Raw genomic sequence first — 17,820 nt, forward strand, 5'->3', positions numbered from 1 at the left:
ATAATGGACCTTTTTCGTATAGAATGGAAGTAGATATGGAAAAGGAGGTATAACTCATGAGGCGTATAGCAGAAGTAACACTCGGCGTTATCGGTGCTGTTTTTTATTTAATCTCTTTATTCTTTGGTTTTATCAGAATTTGGGCCGAAAATAATAAAGGTTACATTCAAGATATCATGCTTAATAACCCAGAGGAATTTCCGTTAACACCAGCAGAGGTAGATGTTGTAGAAAATATATTTAACATTGACTTAGCACGTGGTGGTACTCTACTTATTATTTTACCGATTGTAGCCATTATCTTAGGTATTATAGCGATGGTATTAATAAAAGGGAACAAGCAACCTGTAGCAGCTGGGATAATTTTTATTGCAACTGGGGTTCTCTATGTCATCCTCACAGTTGGTGGTGGTATTCTAAGTGGAATACTATACTTAATTGCTGGTATCTTGTGTTTAGCTCGAAAACCAAAACAACAACTCGAGAATTAACTCAAATCAGGAAGTTTTTTAATAGGGCTAGATATAATCCGTATTTCTCATTACGTGTGCGGTAAAATAGTGACTCTTTCCTATCTATCTAAATAGGAGATTAGACTCACACATTGTGATTTTTGTGGTATATAATATATACAAATATCCTTTCTGAAGGAAGTCTCCCTTTGAGGTGTTAACATGAAACGCTTTTTAACTGCAATTTTCCTTGCTCTAGGTGCATTAATACTAACGTTTGGATTGCAATTAGATTTGCAATGGACTGGAGCAGTAACATGGGGGCTAACCCTGATTTGCTTAATTTTTGCAGCGTATTTTACGAAATATATCCCAGATGAAAAACGGTCTAAAAAAAGAAAATAATAATCATTCCGTGAGGGGAGCTACTCCCCCACGGAATGATTATTGTCCCTGCTAGCTTAGCCCTTATCATTATTCTCCTAAATATACAATTGCTTCGTATGGTTTTAATGTAAGGTTTTTTAATTCACTCAAGTTTCGATTTGCATAATTGGATATAAGGATTTTTTTCGCCTTAAACTCTAAATTCCCCGGTACATTCCACGTAATCTCTTTTTCCGTGAAATTCGTTATCACTAATAACTTCTCTTCCCCTAATGTTCGTAGATAAGTAAAGCTTTCCTTATCTTCTGGATGCATTAACTGATAATCTCCATAGACAATAATGGGATGTTGTTTTCTTAGCTTGATGAGCTTTCGATAATAATGGAAAATAGACTTCGGATCCGCTACTGCCGCTTCCGCATTAATTTCTTTATAATTGGAATTCACGTTAATCCAAGGCTCACCAGTTGTGAATCCACCGTTAGGTTTATTATTCCATTGGAAAGGAGTTCTGGCATTATCCCTCCCCTTCACATATATCGATTGCATCACTTGATCATGGTTTTCCTGTCTATCTAGGACCTTTTCTTTATACATATTTAAAATCTCAATATCTCGGTAGTCATTAATGGAAGCAAATTTTACATTTGTCATACCAATCTCCTCCCCTTGATAAATATAGGGGGTACCTTGTAGCATGTGGAGGAATGTAGCTAGCATTTTAGCTGATTCCACACGATAAGTAGTGTCATTTCCAAACCTTGAAACAACACGTGGTTGATCGTGATTATTCAAATATAGGCTATTCCAACCAACCCCATGTAAACCGGTTTGCCACTTCGTTATATTACTTTTTAAGTCCCTTAAATCTAATGGCTTAAGATCCCACTTCCCACCTGGTCCAGAGTCAAGATCCATATGTTCAAATTGAAATACCATATTTAGTTCATTTCGTTCTGGATTGGTATATTTTTTCGCTTCTTCTACATCAACACCAGGCATCTCACCAACTGTCATGACTTCATATTTGGAAAGTACCTCTTGGTGCACCTCCTGCAGATAATCGTGTATTCGCGGTCCATTTTTAAAGAAACGACTACCTGAAACATATGGCTCGCCATTTGGATTAGGGGCATCTGGAAGTTCAGGAACCTTTGAAATAAAGTTAATGACATCCATTCTAAACCCATCAATTCCTTTATCCAACCACCATCTCATCATTGAATAAATTTCATCACGAAGTTTTTCATTTTCCCAGTTTAAGTCGGGTTGTTTTTTACTAAAAATATGTAGGTAATACTCATCTGTTTCTGAATCGTACTCCCAAGCGGAGCCACTAAATGTAGATTTCCAGTTGTTAGGCTCCTTCCCTTCCTTTCCAGGTCGCCAAATATAATAATCACGGTATGCATTATCCTTTGATTTTCGGGATTCAATAAACCATTGATGCTCATCAGATGAATGATTCACCACAAGATCCATCATTAATTTCATATCACGTTGATGAATCTCCTCTAAAAGTTTTTCCCAATCTGTCATAGTGCCGAACTCTTTCATAATCGCTTGATAATTAGATATATCATAGCCATTATCATCATTTGGTGATTGGTATACTGGAGATAGCCAAATAACGTCAACTCCAAGTTCTTTTAGATAATCTAGTTTTTGAATGATTCCATTGATATCCCCGATACCATCTCCATTACTATCATAAAAACTTCTTGGGTAAATTTGATAGACGACTGATTCTTTCCACCATGCTTTCTTCATGTTGTATCCCTCCAATGATTTATAAGTCACCATAACCTCACTGATCGTTATGCAACGTTCTCATACCAATTCTCAACTACCAAAAAGAGGAATGTCTCTATTTGATGGCATCATACCTAGAGACATCCCCCTTACTTTACTCTTCTCGCAAAATCTATAAAGCGAAACTTATCTGGCCTATGTCTTGATTCTGTATATTGGAATAGGCTGGCATCATCTAAATAAACCAAGCTTTTAATGACCACTATTACGTTATAACCATCCACATCTAATAGCATTCTATCTTCATCGGTTACTTTTTCTACTACAATTTCTTTATGAGCGAATCCGATAGAGAGTCCTAACTCGTTCTCGATATACTCATAAATAGAATTTCGACAAATTTCCACAGGGAGAAGAGGAACATATTCTTCTGTAAAATAATCCTTATCCAAAATAATTCTTTCACCGGATATTTCACGCACCCTTTTTGTTCCCCAAACAGGCTGGTTATTAATATCCAATTGATTATAAACAGCATGGCCCTTTTCTATGTATTCGATTGATTCGACTATCGTTTTACTTCTTAAATTCAAATTGTTAGCTATTTCTTTAAAGCTAACAATCCCAGATACAGGGAGAGAGAACTTATGAACATCAAGTATCATAGATCCCTTCCCTTGAATCTTTTGAATATAGCCATTCTGGGATAGTAAATTAAGTGCCTTTCTGACTGTTTCTCTGGATGTATTATAGGTTTCTGCTAGTTCATTTTCTGAAGGTAGCATATCATTAGCTTCCCATACTTTATGGTCGATTTTATTAGCCAATTCTTCATAGATCTTTACATATTTTTTTTGCATTATTTCCCTCTTTTATTTTGCATAGTACACGATTGACTCATACGGTCTTAACTGTAAACGAGCGGAAATAGGAGAATCGAAGTAATTGGAAAGTAAAATCTCAGTTCCTTCTTTTAATTGCAACGGTAGATTCACTTCAACTTCCGTATCGTAGAAGTTGTTTACAACGATCAACTGTTCCCCATTCCAGTTGCGTGTATAAGCAAATATTTGTGGATCATCATCTAGTAGTAATTGATAATCCCCATAGGTAATAATATCATATTTCTTCCGTAAATCGATCAAGGCTTGATAATGATTAAAGGTAGAATTATGCGTTTTTAGCTCTTCTTCTACATTAATCTCCTGGTAATTAGGAGAAGGCTGAATCCACGGCTGTCCATCAGTAAAGCCTGCATTTTCTTCTGCCGACCATTGCATAGGAGTACGAGCATTATCTCGAGATTTTTGTCGTAAGATATCCAAGATTTCTTCCTCAGTTTTACCTTCTTGTTGTAGTAATTTATATGCATTTAAAGATTCTACATCACGATAGTCATCTATATGGTTGAAATTTGGATTAGTCATTCCAATCTCTTCGCCTTGATAAATATAAGGAGTTCCCTTCATCATATGAATAACAGTCGCAAGCATTTTAGCTGATTCCAGACGATATTCCTTATCGTTACCAAGTCTAGAGACCACTCTTGGCTGGTCATGATTACACCAGAATAACGCATTCCAACCTCCACCCTCATGCATGCCTACTTGCCAATCAGATAAGATTTTCTTTAATTCAATGAAATCAAATGGTGCCTTTGTCCACTTTTCACCATTTTCATAGTCCACTTTTAAATGGTGGAACTGAAACGTCATCGCTAATTCTTGGCGCTCAGGCCTCGTATATAATACGCAATTTTCTAATGTCGTTGATGACATCTCACCAACCGTCATCATTCCATATGGAGAAAAGGCCTTTTGATTTAACAAGTGCAAATATTCATGAACTCGAGGTCCATCCGTATAATACTTTCTACCATCACCAGTTGTATCATTGGGGAATTCTTGATCTTTTGATATTAAGTTAATGACATCCAAGCGGAAACCATCAATCCCTTTTTCCGCCCAAAACTGAATCATTTCAATCACTTTTTCACGAAGCTGTTCATTTTCCCAGTTCAAATCAGCTTGCGTAACATCAAATAAGTGAAGGTAGTATTGACCTGTTTTTTCATCAAATTGCCATGCAGGACCTCCGAATTTTGATACCCAGTTATTCGGAACATCCCCGTCAACAGCATCTTTCCAAATATAAAAATCCCGGTAAGGATTATCCTTTGAAGATGATGCTTCTTTGAACCATTCATGTTCTGTCGAAGTATGATTGATGACTAAGTCCATAATTAATCTCATACCACGTTTATGTGTTTCTTCCAATAGTTGTTCAAAGTCTTCCATTGTTCCATATCTTGGATCAATCTCATAATAATCGCTTATATCATAACCATTATCCTTTTGCGGTGATTGATAAACAGGCGTCAACCACAAAACGTCGACACCTAGTTTATGTAGATAATCCAACTTCTCTATAATCCCTTGAATATCACCCATACCGTTTCCGGTAGTGTCTTTGAAACTTTTTGGATAGATCTGGTAGACTACTGCTTTTTTCCACCAAGCTTCTTCCTGCATTCTATTCACTCCTATTTTTCTGTCTTATCCCGCATCTAACTCCACAGGCCGACTATAAACATTACGTCTAAATGTCGGATACCTCCACTAAAGCAAATGAGGTTACAAAGATGTTAAGTGGTAATCTGCAAGTCAATGTCCGTTGATTACAGGCATCACTCAGGGGGGAGCATTTCCCCCACTGAATGAAGTGTCACCTTATTTCGGAAGTTTACGTTTTGCCATTACAAAAGTAAGTAGGAACGGTACAACAATAACAATTGCCATTCCAATTAGGAATGAAAGCCAGTCTTCTGCTAGGATTGATAGTGGAGCCGGAATTCCTCCTACCCCTATTGAACTAGCTTGAACCCCACGTAACGTAATGAATGCTCCAGCAATAGCTGTTCCGAGAATCGCTGAGAAGAATGCGAAACGATATCGTAAGTTAACCCCGAACATTGCAGGTTCTGTAATACCTAGCCAAGCTGAAATACCAGAAGTACCAGCTAATCCTTTTAATTTCTCATCTCTAGCAGCAAACATAATGGCAAATACAGCAGAACCTTGTGCAATATTAGACAATGCTACGATTGGCCATAGGAATGTTGTTCCTGTGCTACCAATTAACTGCAAGTCAACAGCTAAGAATGTATGGTGCATACCAGTAATAACAAGCGGTGCATAAAGTCCACCATATAATAATCCACCGATAATTGGAAATGCATCAAATACAGTAACTAGACCGTCTGTAATCCATGATGCAACTGTAAAGGTAATTGGCCCAATAATAATAAATGCTAAGAATCCAGTTACTAATAAAGCAATCGGCGCTACTACTAATAATTGTAAGGAATCAATCACCCGTTTCTTCAGGAATATTTCCATTTTCGCTAATACCCATGAAGCGATTAACACTGGTAAAACTTGACCTTGATACCCAACTTTTTCTATCTCAAATCCAAATAGATTCCAAGTAGGAATAGTACCTTCCGTAAGTGCTGAACCATATCCCCATGCATTCATCAAATCTGGATGAACTAGAATTAATCCTAAAACAACACCTAGTAATTCATTTCCACCAAAACGCTTTACTGCGGACCATCCTATCAATGCTGGTAGGAATGTAAAGGCAGTATTCGCGATAATATTAATCATATCTGCAATACCAGCCCAAGATGGATACATCTCCACAATTGGTTGGTCAGAGAAAATTGGGTTAACTAGAATATTATTTATCCCCATTAACAAACCAGCAGTCACGATGGCTGGTAATATTGGAATAAAGATATCTGCCAGCGTCTTAATTCCACGTTGTAAGGCATTCTGCTTTTTACTCCCTAATGCTTTTACATCATCCTTTGAAGCCTCTTGGATGCCTGTTTTTTGCACCATAGCTTTGTAAACTTTATCTACTGTCCCTTGCCCAATAACTACCTGGAACTGACCATTTGCTGAAAATGAGCCCTTTACGATATTCATATCTTCCAAGGCATCTTTATCAACCTTTTCTTCATCATGTAATGCAAAACGCAGCCTTGTGACACAATGCGTTGCACCAGCAATATTTTCAATTCCTCCGACTGCATTTACAATGTCTTTGGCCTCTTGACCGTACTGTATACCAGTTGATTTCTCTTTACTCTGACTAAAGTTGCCTTGCACTTTGACCTTCGTACCTAATAACACAGAATCCAATGCCACAACATCTTTTTCATCCGTCTTATTCAGAGGTTCAAATTGATCACCATTTGTTATGACGATTGGTGTTACAATACTTTTTGCATTTTTCCTAATGAAATCTACATCAAATGTTACTAGCTTATCACCTGCTTTAATTTTATCACCAGCAGAGACATACGTTTCAAAGCCTTCCCCATTCAGTGAAACGGTTTCAAGTCCAATATGGATGAGAACCTCGATACCGCTTTCACCTTTAAGCCCTATCGCATGCTTCGTCGGAAACACTTGTATAACTTCACCATCGAAAGGTGCTACGACAACACCATCTATTGGTTCAATTGCGATACCATCACCCATCATTTTTTCCGAGAAAGTTGGATCAGGTACTTTTTCTAAAGCTATTATCTTCCCACTAAGTGGAGAATAGATTAATTGTTCTTTACTCACAGAAATAACTCCCCTTCCGCCCTTAAACTTGTATATACATGTTGATTTCATTTTTTAGTATAACTTGTATATACAAGTTTGTAAAGGTTTTCATTTTTATATTTTTATCCTTTCCACAAATTAGAAAGGCATTACAACACTTTCGAAAAGTATTGTAATGCCAGTTAAAAAAGCTATTTAAGAATAAATCATTCAGATAGCATAGTTAGATATTCAATTGGAATAAGTAATAATTGATCATCATTCGGAGATGGATTCCCGCGGCCATCTGTATTGTTCGTAATAACATATATGCCCTGTTCTGTTGCGAATACATCTCGAACTCTGCCAATTTCAGGTAGAAGCACTTCTAAGGTTCCATTCTGCCTGTCATATACTCTCAGTCCTTCACCTCTTAATGCAGCAAAGTACAATTTATCATCTAGATATGTTAAACCAGAAGGGGCCCATGTATCATTACCAGAGTGTATGACAGGAGTTACCATGCCAGATTCCGTTTCATCCCCCTGAATCGTTGGCCAACCATAGTTGCTCCCCTTTTGAATTAGATTTAATTCGTCATGGGCACTGGAACCATGCTCTGTTGCATATAGATTCCCCTCACCATCCCACGCGAGCCCCTGCGGATTACGATGCCCATAAGAATAAATATAACTATTCTCAAATGGGTTATCCTCTGGAATAGATCCATCTAAATTCATTCTTAGAATTTTCCCTGCTAAGCTTGTTACATCCTGTGCTAGTTCTGGTATTGTAGCATCACCAGTTGTAATGTACAATTTATCGTCAGGTCCAATTTTTATTCTACCGCCCTGATGAAATTTCCCTCCCGGTATTCTATCAAGAAGGGTCTTCGTTTCACGCCAACTATTTTCCTCTTTTTGAATTTCTACAACACGTTGAAAATATCCATCATTATCGGCATAGGAGTAGTAAGCATAGGCCTTATTGGAGAATTCTTCCGGAAAGGCAATTCCAAGCAATCCTGCTTCAGGCTGATTAGAAAGATTTTTTTCTAATGTTACCTGTCTACGAGTCATTTCGTTATCCTTCATTTCAATAATGGAACCTACTCGTTCACTTATATATATTGTGTCATTCACCTTGGCAATTTCCCATGGAATCTTTAAACCTGTTGCAATTACCTGATAATCGGAATCATTTATCTTCGTAACGGTTTGATCATCCTCTTTGGTAGAACACCCGATTAATAGGACTATCATCATAAAATAAATTAGTATGCGAATATTCACCACTCCTCTCGGTACGTATATTAATTTTATTGTAATTGATTGTAGGTATTATGGTAAGCATATTTTCCATTAAATAGAAAAAGGATACCAAGAGGAACAAATTCCTTTGGATATCCTTTATTGTAATTAAACCAACTTAGAGCGTTTTGCAGCTTTTTCACGTTCGTTTTTATTTAAAATCTTCTTACGCAAACGAATCGATTCCGGAGTAACTTCACAGAACTCATCGTCATTTAGATATTCTAATGCCTCTTCTAGAGACATATTTCTAGATTTACGAATTACAGATGTTTGGTCTTTTGTTGCAGATCGTACGTTTGTTAGGTGTTTTTCTTTCGTAATGTTAACTGTTAAGTCATTCTCACGATTGTGCTCCCCAACGATCATACCTGCATAAACCTCTGTACCTGGATCAACAAAGATAATGCCTCGATCTTCGAGACCCATAATTCCATACGTAGAAGCTTTTCCATTTTCTAAAGCAACAAGCACACCTTGGCGTCTACCTCCGACTTGTCCTTTAATCATTGGTTCATAAGCATCAAATGTATGGTTAAGAATTCCATAACCACGTGTTAGAGACATAAACTCTGTCGTATATCCAATTAATCCTCGAGAAGGAACCTTGAATTCAAGGCGAACTTGGCCATTACCAAAGTTAACCATATCCAACATTTCACCTTTACGAGCACCTAAAGACTCCATGATTCCACCAGTATGCTCTTCTGGTACATCAACCTGTACACGTTCAACTGGTTCACAAAGTACACCATCAATTTCTTTAAGAATTACTTTTGGCTTGGAAAGCTGTAATTCATATCCCTCACGACGCATATTTTCAATTAGAATAGAAAGATGCAATTCTCCACGACCAGAAACAATCCATGCATCTGGAGACTCTGTTGGGTCTACACGTAAACTAACATCTGTCTCTAATTGTTTCAATAAACGTTCTTCAATCTTACGGGATGTCACAAATTTCCCTTCACGACCTGCGAATGGACTATTGTTCGTTGCAAAAGTCATTTGTAACGTCGGTTCATCAATGTGCAATACTGGAAGTGGATCAGGATGACTTGCAGGGCAAATGGTATCCCCAACATTCAGGTCTTCCAAACCAGAAATAGCTACAATATCACCTGTAACTGCTTCCTCGATTTCGATACGTTTTAATCCAAAGAAACCAAATAGCTTGCTAATACGGAATGATTTTTGAGAACCATCCTTTTGAATAACAACTACTTGTTGTCCTACATGAATTTTACCGCGTACGACACGTCCGACACCTATACGTCCAACATAGTCGTTATAGTCTAATAAAGTAACCTGGAATTGAAGTGGCTCCTCACGATTATCAACTGGTGCTGGAATATGCTCGATAATCGTTTCAAAAATAGGGTCCATTGTTTCCTGCTGGTTTTCCGGCTCATATCCAGACGTACCATTTAAAGCCGATGCGTACACAACTGGAAATTCAAGTTGTTCATCATCTGCACCTAGTTCGATGAAAAGGTCTAATACCTCATCAACAACCTCTGCAGGTCTAGCATTAGGACGGTCAATCTTGTTTAACACCACAATTGGTGTTAATTTTTGTTCTAAAGCCTTTTTCAATACAAAGCGAGTCTGTGGCATAGTACCCTCGTATGCATCTACTACAAGTGCAACACCATCCACCATTTTCAGGATACGCTCTACCTCACCACCGAAGTCAGCATGTCCAGGTGTGTCTAAGATGTTAATTCTTTTATCGTTATAGCTTATCGCTGTATTCTTCGCTAAAATTGTGATTCCACGTTCACGTTCGATATCATTGGAATCCATCATACGTTCATCAACTTGCTCATTTTCACGAAATGTACCTGAGTATTTTAACAGTTGGTCAACTAAGGTTGTCTTCCCATGGTCTACGTGTGCAATGATTGCGATATTACGGATATCTTCTCTTAATTGCATAAAGTACGCTCCTCTTATTTTTCCGAGTAGAATGAAACTAGACAATTATATCACATAGCGGGTTAACTGTCTTTATTTTTTTTGAAGTTATTGGAAAAGTTAAGGTGAAAAGCGCGCCACCCAATTTAGATTTACCTACTTCAATCTTTCCACCAGTTTGTTCAACTATTGCTCTTGAGATCGCCAGACCTAGTCCGGTTTCCCCATTCTTACCTTTCACAAAACGGTGAAATATATGTGGAATTAAATCATCGGATATCCCTTCACCATCATCTTCAACCATTATCTTCATTAACCCTTGTTCCTCAAGCGCAGTAATCGATAGCTTTGTTGTCGCATGACGTATTCCATTGAAGGACAGATTAAGTAAGGCTCTTAGTAATCGCTCTTCATCTCCGATTAAATGAAGATTAGGTGCCACCTTTTGCTGCATTTCAATTTTCCTCTCTGCAGCAATTGGAAGTGCCCGTTCCAACACCTGATTTACAAGGTTCTCTACAGAGACAGATTCCTTCTTAAATGAAGTCTCCTCACTTTCTAATTTAGCAAGTAAAATCATTTCATTGATTATCTTTTTTAACCTATTCACTTCTGATACGATAACCTCTAAGCCCTTCTCCTCTTCTACTTCATCAAATACTTTTTCCTTAATACCTTCTGCATAACCTTGAATTGTCATTAGTGGCGTTTTTAATTCATGGCTAGCATTCTGGAAAAAGGTTTGCTGTGAATTAATATAGCGTTGTAATTCATGTGCCATATCATAAACACTTTGTGCAACCTCTCGCACCTCACCAGAAGCCTTGATTGGTTCAATTTCATCAAAATTCCTTTTTCTATCTTCTTTAATTGGTATTTCAGATTAGTCAGTGGTGTCACAAGCTTTCTAGTTAAGAAGTAACTAAGCCCAATAGCCACGATTGCTCCAATCAGAAAAACAATTAGCATCCGTTGTATGAAATTCTGTTGCACGACTTGTAAGTCTTGTAGTGGTGTTAAAAGAATTAGCTCCATTCCAAGACTTTGCGGAACAAATAGAATCCTTGATGTAACATACTTTTCATTCCCATATACCCATAACTCTTCCTTTTGATCGCTAAAGTCGTTATTCATAAATAGTCCTGTTACAACTTGAGTTGGTAAAGTAGAAAATAGAACGGAGTTTTGGTTGCGATCATATAAGAATAACTGTAAATCTTGTTCCTTTAGAAATTCATTAAAACCAATTAAATTTTCTCTTGAGATAAAGGCTTCATCTAGAACACTTACTAGAATTTCCCCTTTTTGCTCCAGCTGTCTTTGCTCATCTTGAATAAGCAAATTAAGAATTAGGGAATATATGACATAACCTGTTACCGCCATAATAATAAGTAACATCGCTGTAAATGCAGCATTAAGTTGATATTGAAGCTTCATATCATTCCTCATTATCCCGTAAACGGTAACCAAAACCCCAAACCGTTTCTAAAGGGAGTTCCTGAAATTTCTTTCGAATTCGCTTTACCAAATCGTCTACCGCACGGTCACTTCCAAAGTAATCCTCTCCCCAAACGCGCATTAACAGTTCTTCTCTAGAAAAAGCACGATTGACGTTCTCGGCAAAAAGTAGTAGCATATCAAATTCTTTTGTCGTTACATCAATTTCCTCATTCCCCCAAAACACACGACGATTTACTTTATCAATTGTTAGCATATCTACAGTTAAATTTTCTGTCTCCATCGTTTGCCTGTTATCTTCCGGACGATAACGTTTAAAGATGCGTTTTATCCTCGCCATTAGCTCTCTCGGACTAAATGGCTTTGTCAGATAGTCATCTCCACCCAACTCTAATCCCAAAATTTTATCAATTTCTTCATCTTTAGCAGAAACAATAATGATAGGAACTTCACTTTCATTACGTATCTTCTTACAAAATTCATACCCATCCATTCCGGGAAGCATAATATCCACAATCCACATATCTGGAGGATTTGATTCCCAGAGATTTAACCCTTTTTCAGCTGAATCCATTAGCGATACTTCATATCCTTCTTTTTTTAAAAAGGCGGAAACGATATTACGAATGTTTGGATCATCCTCAATAACCCCAATATGATAACTCATTATCCTCACCGCTTTAACTATTTTTGATTCTATTTTCACAAAAATCTGAGGTAGAAACAATAGCTTATGCTTATTTCCACATTTATTCCACAATTATACCAAAGCTATTCCGAGTCTTATGGATAAGATAATAATTGTAAATCATCATATATGGAAGAGGAGATTTCCTCCAGCTTTAACATCGCGAAAGGGTGAACATAATGGAACATAATGAAGATAAGCCTCTAGATTCAAATTTAGAGGATCGTACTTATTCTAATGAATATAACAATTCTCCTACTGCAGAAGAAACCGTCGGTGGTGCTATTAAAACTGAACAATCCGATACAGACCAAAAGGAAAAGTAAAGAGCACTTCCGGTTGGAGAGCATTCCTGTTTGGCCTATTAGGTGGGTTGATTCCCGTTGCTGTCTTAATTGCATTATTATCTTATGACGTCATTTCTTTTGGGGATGATTCAAATGACGGTGTTCATAATGCATTAGAAGATAAATCAGAACCTGAAATTATCACAACGATGGCCGAAGAAGATACAGAGTCCTCAACAAATCTAGCGGAAGTCTCTGAAGCAGTTGTTGGTGTAACGAATCTTCAAAGACAAAGTATCTGGACCGACAGTCAAGAAGCAGGAACCGGGTCTGGAATCATCTATAAGAAAGAAGATGGAAAAGCATATGTAGTGACAAATCATCACGTTGTAAACGGTGCTGAACAGGTCGAAGTAGTTCTATCTAATGACGAAAGAGTCCAGGCTAAGGTTTTAGGGACAGATGAATTAACCGACTTGGCTGTATTACAAATTGATGGAGAAAAGGTAAGCAAAGTGGCCTCTCTAGGATCAATGGATAATAAACAAGTAGGAGAAACTGTATTTGCCATCGGGAACCCTTTAGGAATCGAATTTGCAAACTCTTTAACAAAAGGAATTATTAGTGGTTTAGAGCGTTCTGTGTCAGTTGATACAAATGGAGACAATGTAGCTGACTGGATCACCGAGGTTATACAAACCGATGCAGCAATTAATCCAGGTAATAGTGGAGGAGCTTTAGTTGATACTAGTGGCAAGGTCATCGGCATCAACTCCATGAAGATTGCAAGTACACAAGTAGAGGGAATTGGTTTTGCTATTCCTATTGATGCGGCACTGCCAATTATGGAACAATTAGAAGCGAACGGAAAAGTTCAACGCCCATTCATTGGAATCAGTATGGCAACCATTAACCAAGTTCCAATGCAATATCGTCACAATATCATCTTACCTGAAGGGGTAGAGCATGGTATGGTTGTCGCAAGTGTCGAACCAGGCTCTCCTGCAGATGAAGCTGGGCTTCAGCAATTTGATGTCATTACCAAAATCGATGAACATGATACTCCAACAGCTTTAGAGCTTAGGAAATATATGTATTCTGAAACTCAAGTTGGTGATACTGTCAAATTAGAGGTTTATCGTAACGGAGAAAAACAAATTATTGATTTAAAGCTAATGGAGAGATATGAATAGAGCAGGGGTAATATAACCCCCTGCTTTTTTCTATCCAAAAAACATATCTAAAATATTACTTCCGGAAGAACTTCGTTTATTATAAAATTCAGAGTAACCACAATCCCTACAATAGACGACAATAAATTGATTATGCTGTATATCAAACATCTTAGAAAGACCCGTTCCTGTCATTGCAACCTCTTTTTGTTCAGCCCTTCTACTCCCACATTTTAAACAACCCTTCGCATCTCTCAAGCACCAATCACTCCTTTTTAACCTATAACTGAAATACGTTTATCAGAAAAGAAAGGTTCCAACAAATTAAAAGAGTGCACGCATATATACGTGCACAACCTTTGCTAATCTTGCTCTAATTCTTCCTCATATTTATTATGATTTGGTGTGACACCAATAAAATTACCATGTTGATCTGCTGCCACAAAGCTTTCAATGTCCTCTACACTACCAACATTCTCATCACTATTTGGATACATTTCGTTGTAATGCTCCTTATCCCCATAAAAGTCCGCAGTAGTTTCTGATGTTCCATAACGGCTAACATCTTGCCATGCATCTTCCGCATCATATCCAACTTGTTCTTCATCTGTCACTTCATCTGGATTGATATTTGGACTGAAGACTTCTTCCTCCACCGTACGATTACGTTCAAACGTGTCCCGCTCCGCATGATTAATACAACGGTCTGTTGTAGGGATTGCTTGTAAACGCTCAAAAGGAATATCCGCACCACATTCCCTACAGATTCCATACGTTCCTTCTTCGATAGCATGAAGTGCTTCATTAATTTCTTCTAGTTCCTTTTCAGTGTGCTCATTAAGAGCTAAATCCTTTTGTCTTTCATATAGTTCGGTACCATGGTCTGCAGGATGGTTATCATAATTTGAAAGTTCACCCATGGACTCTTTTATAAATTCAACGGATAAACCGTAGTGGTCTTGGACATGCTCGATTAATTCATTTTGTCGAGCCAATAATACTTGCTTACACTGATTCAGTTTTTCACCTGTAATCATGTATTAGCCTCCTTCTAAATACGATTATGACGTGAAAAAGGTTGCTAATAATACTATGTGTAAAAGCATTATATTGATTCTCTAATTTAGGGCTGGAAACATGACAATATGTGGAATGCTACCCTTTAAATGATTATATTGAAGGTGCATAATGAGTAAATACTAATCAGTATACTAATTGTTTTGTGTTAGCATATTAAAGCTGAGGGACTCAGCTTGTATGTCGAGCGACATTTTTAGTAAGTTACTCCACTTCTCCTAATTCTCGCGTGGACCCTTCAATTACTCACTCGAGCATAGCGATAAATCACGCGAGATGATGTTACTGGCGCAACCTTTCCCTGAAGTCTTGCGAGTATTGGGCTTTTGGAGTGACTATAACGAAATTCCGCGCAACTTTCAGCTCTCCCCAAGTCGTAAGCGTGTCTAAATTCACATTTCCTCTAGATTTCTTTTCCTTTAATTAATGGAAAAATAATTATATAGTAAAACCATGAAGGGGAGTGTGCATAATGTTAACAACGGAAACAAGAATTGGATTTATTGGTACGGGTGTAATGGGGAAAAGTATGGCCAAAAATTTAATGGATGCAGGTTACCCTCTATCCATATATACTCGCACAAAAGCAAAGGCCGATGAACTTATTCAGCAAGGCGCTACGTGGTACGATACTGTGGCAGAAATTGCTGTACACACTGATGTTATCATCACCATAGTCGGTTACCCAAAAGATGTTGAAGAAGTTTATTTTGGGGCAGATGGGATTATTGAAAATGCCAATCCAGGCACTTATATTATTGATATGACAACTTCTAAGCCGTCACTTGCGAAAGAAATTTATCAAAGAGCCAAGGAGAACAATATCCATGCACTTGATGCGCCTGTATCAGGGGGTGACATAGGCGCTAAAAGTGGCACCTTAGCCATTATGGTCGGTGGCGAAAAGAAAGCATTTGATGCTGTGTTGCCTATCCTAGATATAATGGGAACTAACATCATTTTACAAGGGCCTGCAGGTGCTGGACAGCATACAAAAATAAGTAATCAAATTGCTATTGCTTCTAATATGATTGGCGTTTGCGAAGCAATTGTATATGCTAAGAAGGCTGGATTAGATCCTGCTCGTGTCTTGGATAGTATTACTACTGGAGCTGCTGGGAGTTTCTCTTTATCGAAGCTTGCGCCTAGAATGATTTCAGGTGACTTTGCACCAGGATTTTATGTAAAACACTTTATAAAAGACATGACCCTTGCCATTGAATCGGCAGAGGAGATGGGACTTTCCACTCCAGGATTATCCCTTTCTCTCAAGCTTTATCAAGAATTAGCTGAAAAAGGCGAAGCTGACAGTGGTACACAGGCGTTGATTAAACTATTTAGTTCATCTTTTTAGTTTCTACGCTTTTCAATCTCTTGTTGAACTACAAAAGCTAAATCATCGTTCCCAAAAATTTGCAGTACAGATAACACAGTCTCATCAGATATTTCATCAGACTCATTTTTGGGAACAGTTAATTCTATTGCCTCTTCTAATGCTTGATTATTTGGTTGAGACGGATATGCTAATTGATATAATTCCATCGGATTCAACTCATGATTAATGCACCATTGAGCAAAGATTAGTACCATTAACTTCTCATCTTTTTGATATTTTTCTATGATATAGTCTTCCATTTCTTTATTCATCTTCATCACCAACTTTTCGGAGTAAGAATACCCACATAAAACTTAATGCTTGTTTTAATACAATGGATAAATCTTGATAATTTCTCTCTGTCACACCCTCTTTATATACCCCAAACTCATCAACTGGTTCAAATCCTAGCTCTCTAGATAGCTTGAAAAACTCCCATGGCATCATATGATTACATATCGTTGGTTTCCCATATACTTTTGGAAACCCACTCGCTCTTGGACCAGCCGTTGGTCCTAATATCCCCACACAGAGCACACCATTTGGTTTTAATACTCGTTTCAATTCCCGAAGGGCTTGTTCTGGTATCTCCACCCATTCTAGTACATTAATACACATTACACCATCAAAAGACGACTCTTCCATTGGAATCGCGCAAACATCTCCAGTAGAGAAGGAAATATTTTCTGCATTTGCTTTTGCATTCGTAATCATTTCATCCGAAATATCTATGCCCATTACATCATGACCTAGTTTATGTAATTTGGCTGTACCATAGCCATCACCACAGCCCACATCTAACACATTAGAACCCGCCTCAAGATATTGATGTATAAAAGGAATAATATCTTTCCTACTTCCTGTTTCCCACATCCCCTGACTTTTACTGTTCCAAAATGCAGCACGACTATCCCATTCTTTTTTTGATTTCATTCCCCAATCAAATGAGCTCATACTATACACCACCATTTGTTTTATGATGAAAAACTTCCCTAAAATGTATAAAAAGGCTTATCTCAACCGAGATAAGCCTTTGTGTTTGTTTTAATTATAGTTTAGTAACGTTAGCTGCTTGTGGTCCGCGGTTACCTTCAACGATTTCAAATTCAACTTCTTGACCTTCTTCAAGAGTTTTGAAACCTTCAGATTGAATAGCTGAGAAGTGTACGAATACATCGTCTCCGTCTTCGCGCTCGATGAAACCGAAACCTTTTTCTGCGTTAAACCATTTTACTTTACCAGTCATTTATATGACCTCCTTATTGAATAGCTTGCAAAGTACAATTGAACCTAATACTTTTACACCTACTCTAATAAGAGATCGTAAAGTATTACCAATTTCAA

Annotated in this window: 19 protein-coding genes; 5 read left to right on the forward strand and 14 right to left on the reverse strand. The window is 37.6% G+C overall.

All coding sequences use genetic code 11. From position 1 onward, the window contains the following. Nucleotides 1-56 precede the first annotated feature (56 nt). Nucleotides 57-491, forward strand: a complete 435-nt coding sequence (locus G5W_RS0115765) for a DUF4064 domain-containing protein (protein ID WP_010098149.1) — start codon at nt 57-59, stop codon at nt 489-491. Between the two features lie 183 nt (nt 492-674). Then, the gene (locus G5W_RS0115770; protein WP_010098150.1) at nt 675-857 is read left to right on the forward strand and encodes a hypothetical protein; all 183 of its coding nucleotides are present in this window, start codon (nt 675-677) and stop codon (nt 855-857) included. Nucleotides 858-926: 69 nt separating this feature from the next. Here G5W_RS0115770 and G5W_RS0115775 read toward each other — a convergent pair whose 3' ends face one another. The 9 genes from G5W_RS0115775 to G5W_RS0115810 form a co-directional block, all read right to left on the reverse strand. Further along, nucleotides 927-2,609 (reverse strand): glycoside hydrolase family 13 protein, encoded by a 1,683-nt coding sequence (locus G5W_RS0115775; RefSeq protein ID WP_010098151.1) that lies wholly within the window; start codon nt 2,607-2,609, stop codon nt 927-929. Nucleotides 2,610-2,740: 131 nt separating this feature from the next. Continuing rightward, a complete protein-coding gene (gene treR / locus G5W_RS0115780; protein ID WP_010098152.1) occupies nt 2,741-3,451 on the reverse strand; it encodes a trehalose operon repressor in 711 nt (236 codons plus the stop codon). A 12-nt stretch (nt 3,452-3,463) separates the two neighbouring features. Then, a complete protein-coding gene (gene treC / locus G5W_RS0115785) occupies nt 3,464-5,122 on the reverse strand; it encodes an alpha,alpha-phosphotrehalase (RefSeq protein WP_010098154.1) in 1,659 nt (552 codons plus the stop codon). Nucleotides 5,123-5,320: 198 nt separating this feature from the next. Further along, on the reverse strand, nt 5,321-7,231 hold the full coding sequence (gene treP, locus G5W_RS21385; protein WP_010098156.1) for a PTS system trehalose-specific EIIBC component: 1,911 nt from the start codon (nt 7,229-7,231) through the stop codon (nt 5,321-5,323). Between the two features lie 188 nt (nt 7,232-7,419). Next, nucleotides 7,420-8,484 carry a PQQ-dependent sugar dehydrogenase gene (locus tag G5W_RS0115795; RefSeq protein WP_010098157.1) on the reverse strand — a complete coding sequence of 355 codons (1,065 nt, stop codon included), beginning with the start codon at nt 8,482-8,484 and terminating at the stop codon, nt 7,420-7,422. A 126-nt stretch (nt 8,485-8,610) separates the two neighbouring features. After that, entirely contained in the window at nt 8,611-10,440 is a 1,830-nt protein-coding gene (typA, locus tag G5W_RS0115800; RefSeq protein ID WP_010098158.1) for a translational GTPase TypA, read from the reverse strand. A 37-nt stretch (nt 10,441-10,477) separates the two neighbouring features. Further along, nucleotides 10,478-11,200, reverse strand: a complete 723-nt coding sequence (locus G5W_RS24710) for a sensor histidine kinase (protein ID WP_337445675.1) — start codon at nt 11,198-11,200, stop codon at nt 10,478-10,480. Continuing rightward, complete coding sequence (locus G5W_RS24715; protein WP_337445676.1) at nt 11,131-11,856, reverse strand: hypothetical protein; 726 nt, start codon at nt 11,854-11,856, stop codon at nt 11,131-11,133. Before G5W_RS24715 ends, G5W_RS24710 begins: the two co-directional genes overlap by 70 nt. Before the next feature lies 1 nt (nt 11,857). Next, complete coding sequence (locus G5W_RS0115810; protein WP_010098159.1) at nt 11,858-12,544, reverse strand: response regulator transcription factor; 687 nt, start codon at nt 12,542-12,544, stop codon at nt 11,858-11,860. A 200-nt stretch (nt 12,545-12,744) separates the two neighbouring features. Here G5W_RS0115810 and G5W_RS23830 point away from each other — a divergent pair, with 200 nt between their 5' ends. Continuing rightward, complete coding sequence (locus G5W_RS23830) at nt 12,745-12,891, forward strand: hypothetical protein (RefSeq protein WP_010098160.1); 147 nt, start codon at nt 12,745-12,747, stop codon at nt 12,889-12,891. Between the two features lie 47 nt (nt 12,892-12,938). Continuing rightward, a complete protein-coding gene (locus G5W_RS21395) occupies nt 12,939-14,045 on the forward strand; it encodes a S1C family serine protease (protein WP_010098161.1) in 1,107 nt (368 codons plus the stop codon). Between the two features lie 30 nt (nt 14,046-14,075). On the opposite strand, the gene G5W_RS0115825 is transcribed toward G5W_RS21395, so the two are convergent. Together G5W_RS0115825 and G5W_RS0115830 are read right to left on the reverse strand one after the other, a co-directional pair. After that, nucleotides 14,076-14,282 carry a zinc ribbon domain-containing protein gene (locus tag G5W_RS0115825; protein ID WP_010098163.1) on the reverse strand — a complete coding sequence of 69 codons (207 nt, stop codon included), beginning with the start codon at nt 14,280-14,282 and terminating at the stop codon, nt 14,076-14,078. Between the two features lie 104 nt (nt 14,283-14,386). Next, nucleotides 14,387-15,061: a TraR/DksA C4-type zinc finger protein gene (locus G5W_RS0115830; RefSeq protein ID WP_010098164.1), complete on the reverse strand. Its 675-nt coding sequence runs from the start codon at nt 15,059-15,061 to the stop codon at nt 14,387-14,389. Between the two features lie 512 nt (nt 15,062-15,573). Between G5W_RS0115830 and G5W_RS0115835 the strand changes: the two genes are divergently transcribed. Then, nucleotides 15,574-16,455, forward strand: coding sequence for an NAD(P)-dependent oxidoreductase (locus tag G5W_RS0115835; protein WP_010098165.1), 882 nt, complete (start codon nt 15,574-15,576; stop codon nt 16,453-16,455). On the opposite strand, the gene G5W_RS0115840 is transcribed toward G5W_RS0115835, so the two are convergent. From G5W_RS0115840 to cspD, 3 genes are all read right to left on the reverse strand, one after another. Next, a complete protein-coding gene (locus G5W_RS0115840) occupies nt 16,452-16,748 on the reverse strand; it encodes a hypothetical protein (RefSeq protein WP_010098166.1) in 297 nt (98 codons plus the stop codon). The two genes, G5W_RS0115835 and G5W_RS0115840, sit on opposite strands and share 4 nt — an antisense overlap. Then, a complete protein-coding gene (locus G5W_RS0115845; protein ID WP_138919065.1) occupies nt 16,741-17,445 on the reverse strand; it encodes a class I SAM-dependent methyltransferase in 705 nt (234 codons plus the stop codon). Before G5W_RS0115845 ends, G5W_RS0115840 begins: the two co-directional genes overlap by 8 nt. A gap of 79 nt (nt 17,446-17,524) precedes the next feature. Then, complete coding sequence (cspD, locus tag G5W_RS0115850; protein ID WP_010098168.1) at nt 17,525-17,722, reverse strand: cold-shock protein CspD; 198 nt, start codon at nt 17,720-17,722, stop codon at nt 17,525-17,527. Nucleotides 17,723-17,820 lie beyond the last annotated feature (98 nt).

It is taken from the genome of Ornithinibacillus scapharcae TW25, from assembly GCF_000190475.1.
Lineage (GTDB): Bacteria > Bacillota > Bacilli > Bacillales > Amphibacillaceae > Ornithinibacillus > Ornithinibacillus scapharcae.

What these genes read in the sequence shown, in the direction of transcription:
- treR (WP_010098152.1), bottom strand. Translation starts at nt 3,451, where the DNA reads ATGCAAAAAAAATATGTAAAGATCTATGAAGAATTGGCTAATAAAATC.
- G5W_RS0115845 (WP_138919065.1), bottom strand. Translation starts at nt 17,445, where the DNA reads ATGGTGGTGTATAGTATGAGCTCATTTGATTGGGGAATGAAATCAAAA.
- G5W_RS0115810 (WP_010098159.1), bottom strand. Translation starts at nt 12,544, where the DNA reads ATGAGTTATCATATTGGGGTTATTGAGGATGATCCAAACATTCGTAAT.
- G5W_RS0115775 (WP_010098151.1), bottom strand. Translation starts at nt 2,609, where the DNA reads ATGAAGAAAGCATGGTGGAAAGAATCAGTCGTCTATCAAATTTACCCA.
- G5W_RS0115840 (WP_010098166.1), bottom strand. Translation starts at nt 16,748, where the DNA reads ATGAATAAAGAAATGGAAGACTATATCATAGAAAAATATCAAAAAGAT.
- cspD (WP_010098168.1), bottom strand. Translation starts at nt 17,722, where the DNA reads ATGACTGGTAAAGTAAAATGGTTTAACGCAGAAAAAGGTTTCGGTTTC.
- G5W_RS24715 (WP_337445676.1), bottom strand. Translation starts at nt 11,856, where the DNA reads ATGAAGCTTCAATATCAACTTAATGCTGCATTTACAGCGATGTTACTT.
- G5W_RS0115765 (WP_010098149.1), top strand. Translation starts at nt 57, where the DNA reads ATGAGGCGTATAGCAGAAGTAACACTCGGCGTTATCGGTGCTGTTTTT.
- G5W_RS24710 (WP_337445675.1), bottom strand. Translation starts at nt 11,200, where the DNA reads ATGGCACATGAATTACAACGCTATATTAATTCACAGCAAACCTTTTTC.
- typA (WP_010098158.1), bottom strand. Translation starts at nt 10,440, where the DNA reads ATGCAATTAAGAGAAGATATCCGTAATATCGCAATCATTGCACACGTA.
- treC (WP_010098154.1), bottom strand. Translation starts at nt 5,122, where the DNA reads ATGCAGGAAGAAGCTTGGTGGAAAAAAGCAGTAGTCTACCAGATCTAT.
- G5W_RS0115835 (WP_010098165.1), top strand. Translation starts at nt 15,574, where the DNA reads ATGTTAACAACGGAAACAAGAATTGGATTTATTGGTACGGGTGTAATG.
- G5W_RS23830 (WP_010098160.1), top strand. Translation starts at nt 12,745, where the DNA reads ATGGAACATAATGAAGATAAGCCTCTAGATTCAAATTTAGAGGATCGT.
- G5W_RS0115770 (WP_010098150.1), top strand. Translation starts at nt 675, where the DNA reads ATGAAACGCTTTTTAACTGCAATTTTCCTTGCTCTAGGTGCATTAATA.
- G5W_RS0115830 (WP_010098164.1), bottom strand. Translation starts at nt 15,061, where the DNA reads ATGATTACAGGTGAAAAACTGAATCAGTGTAAGCAAGTATTATTGGCT.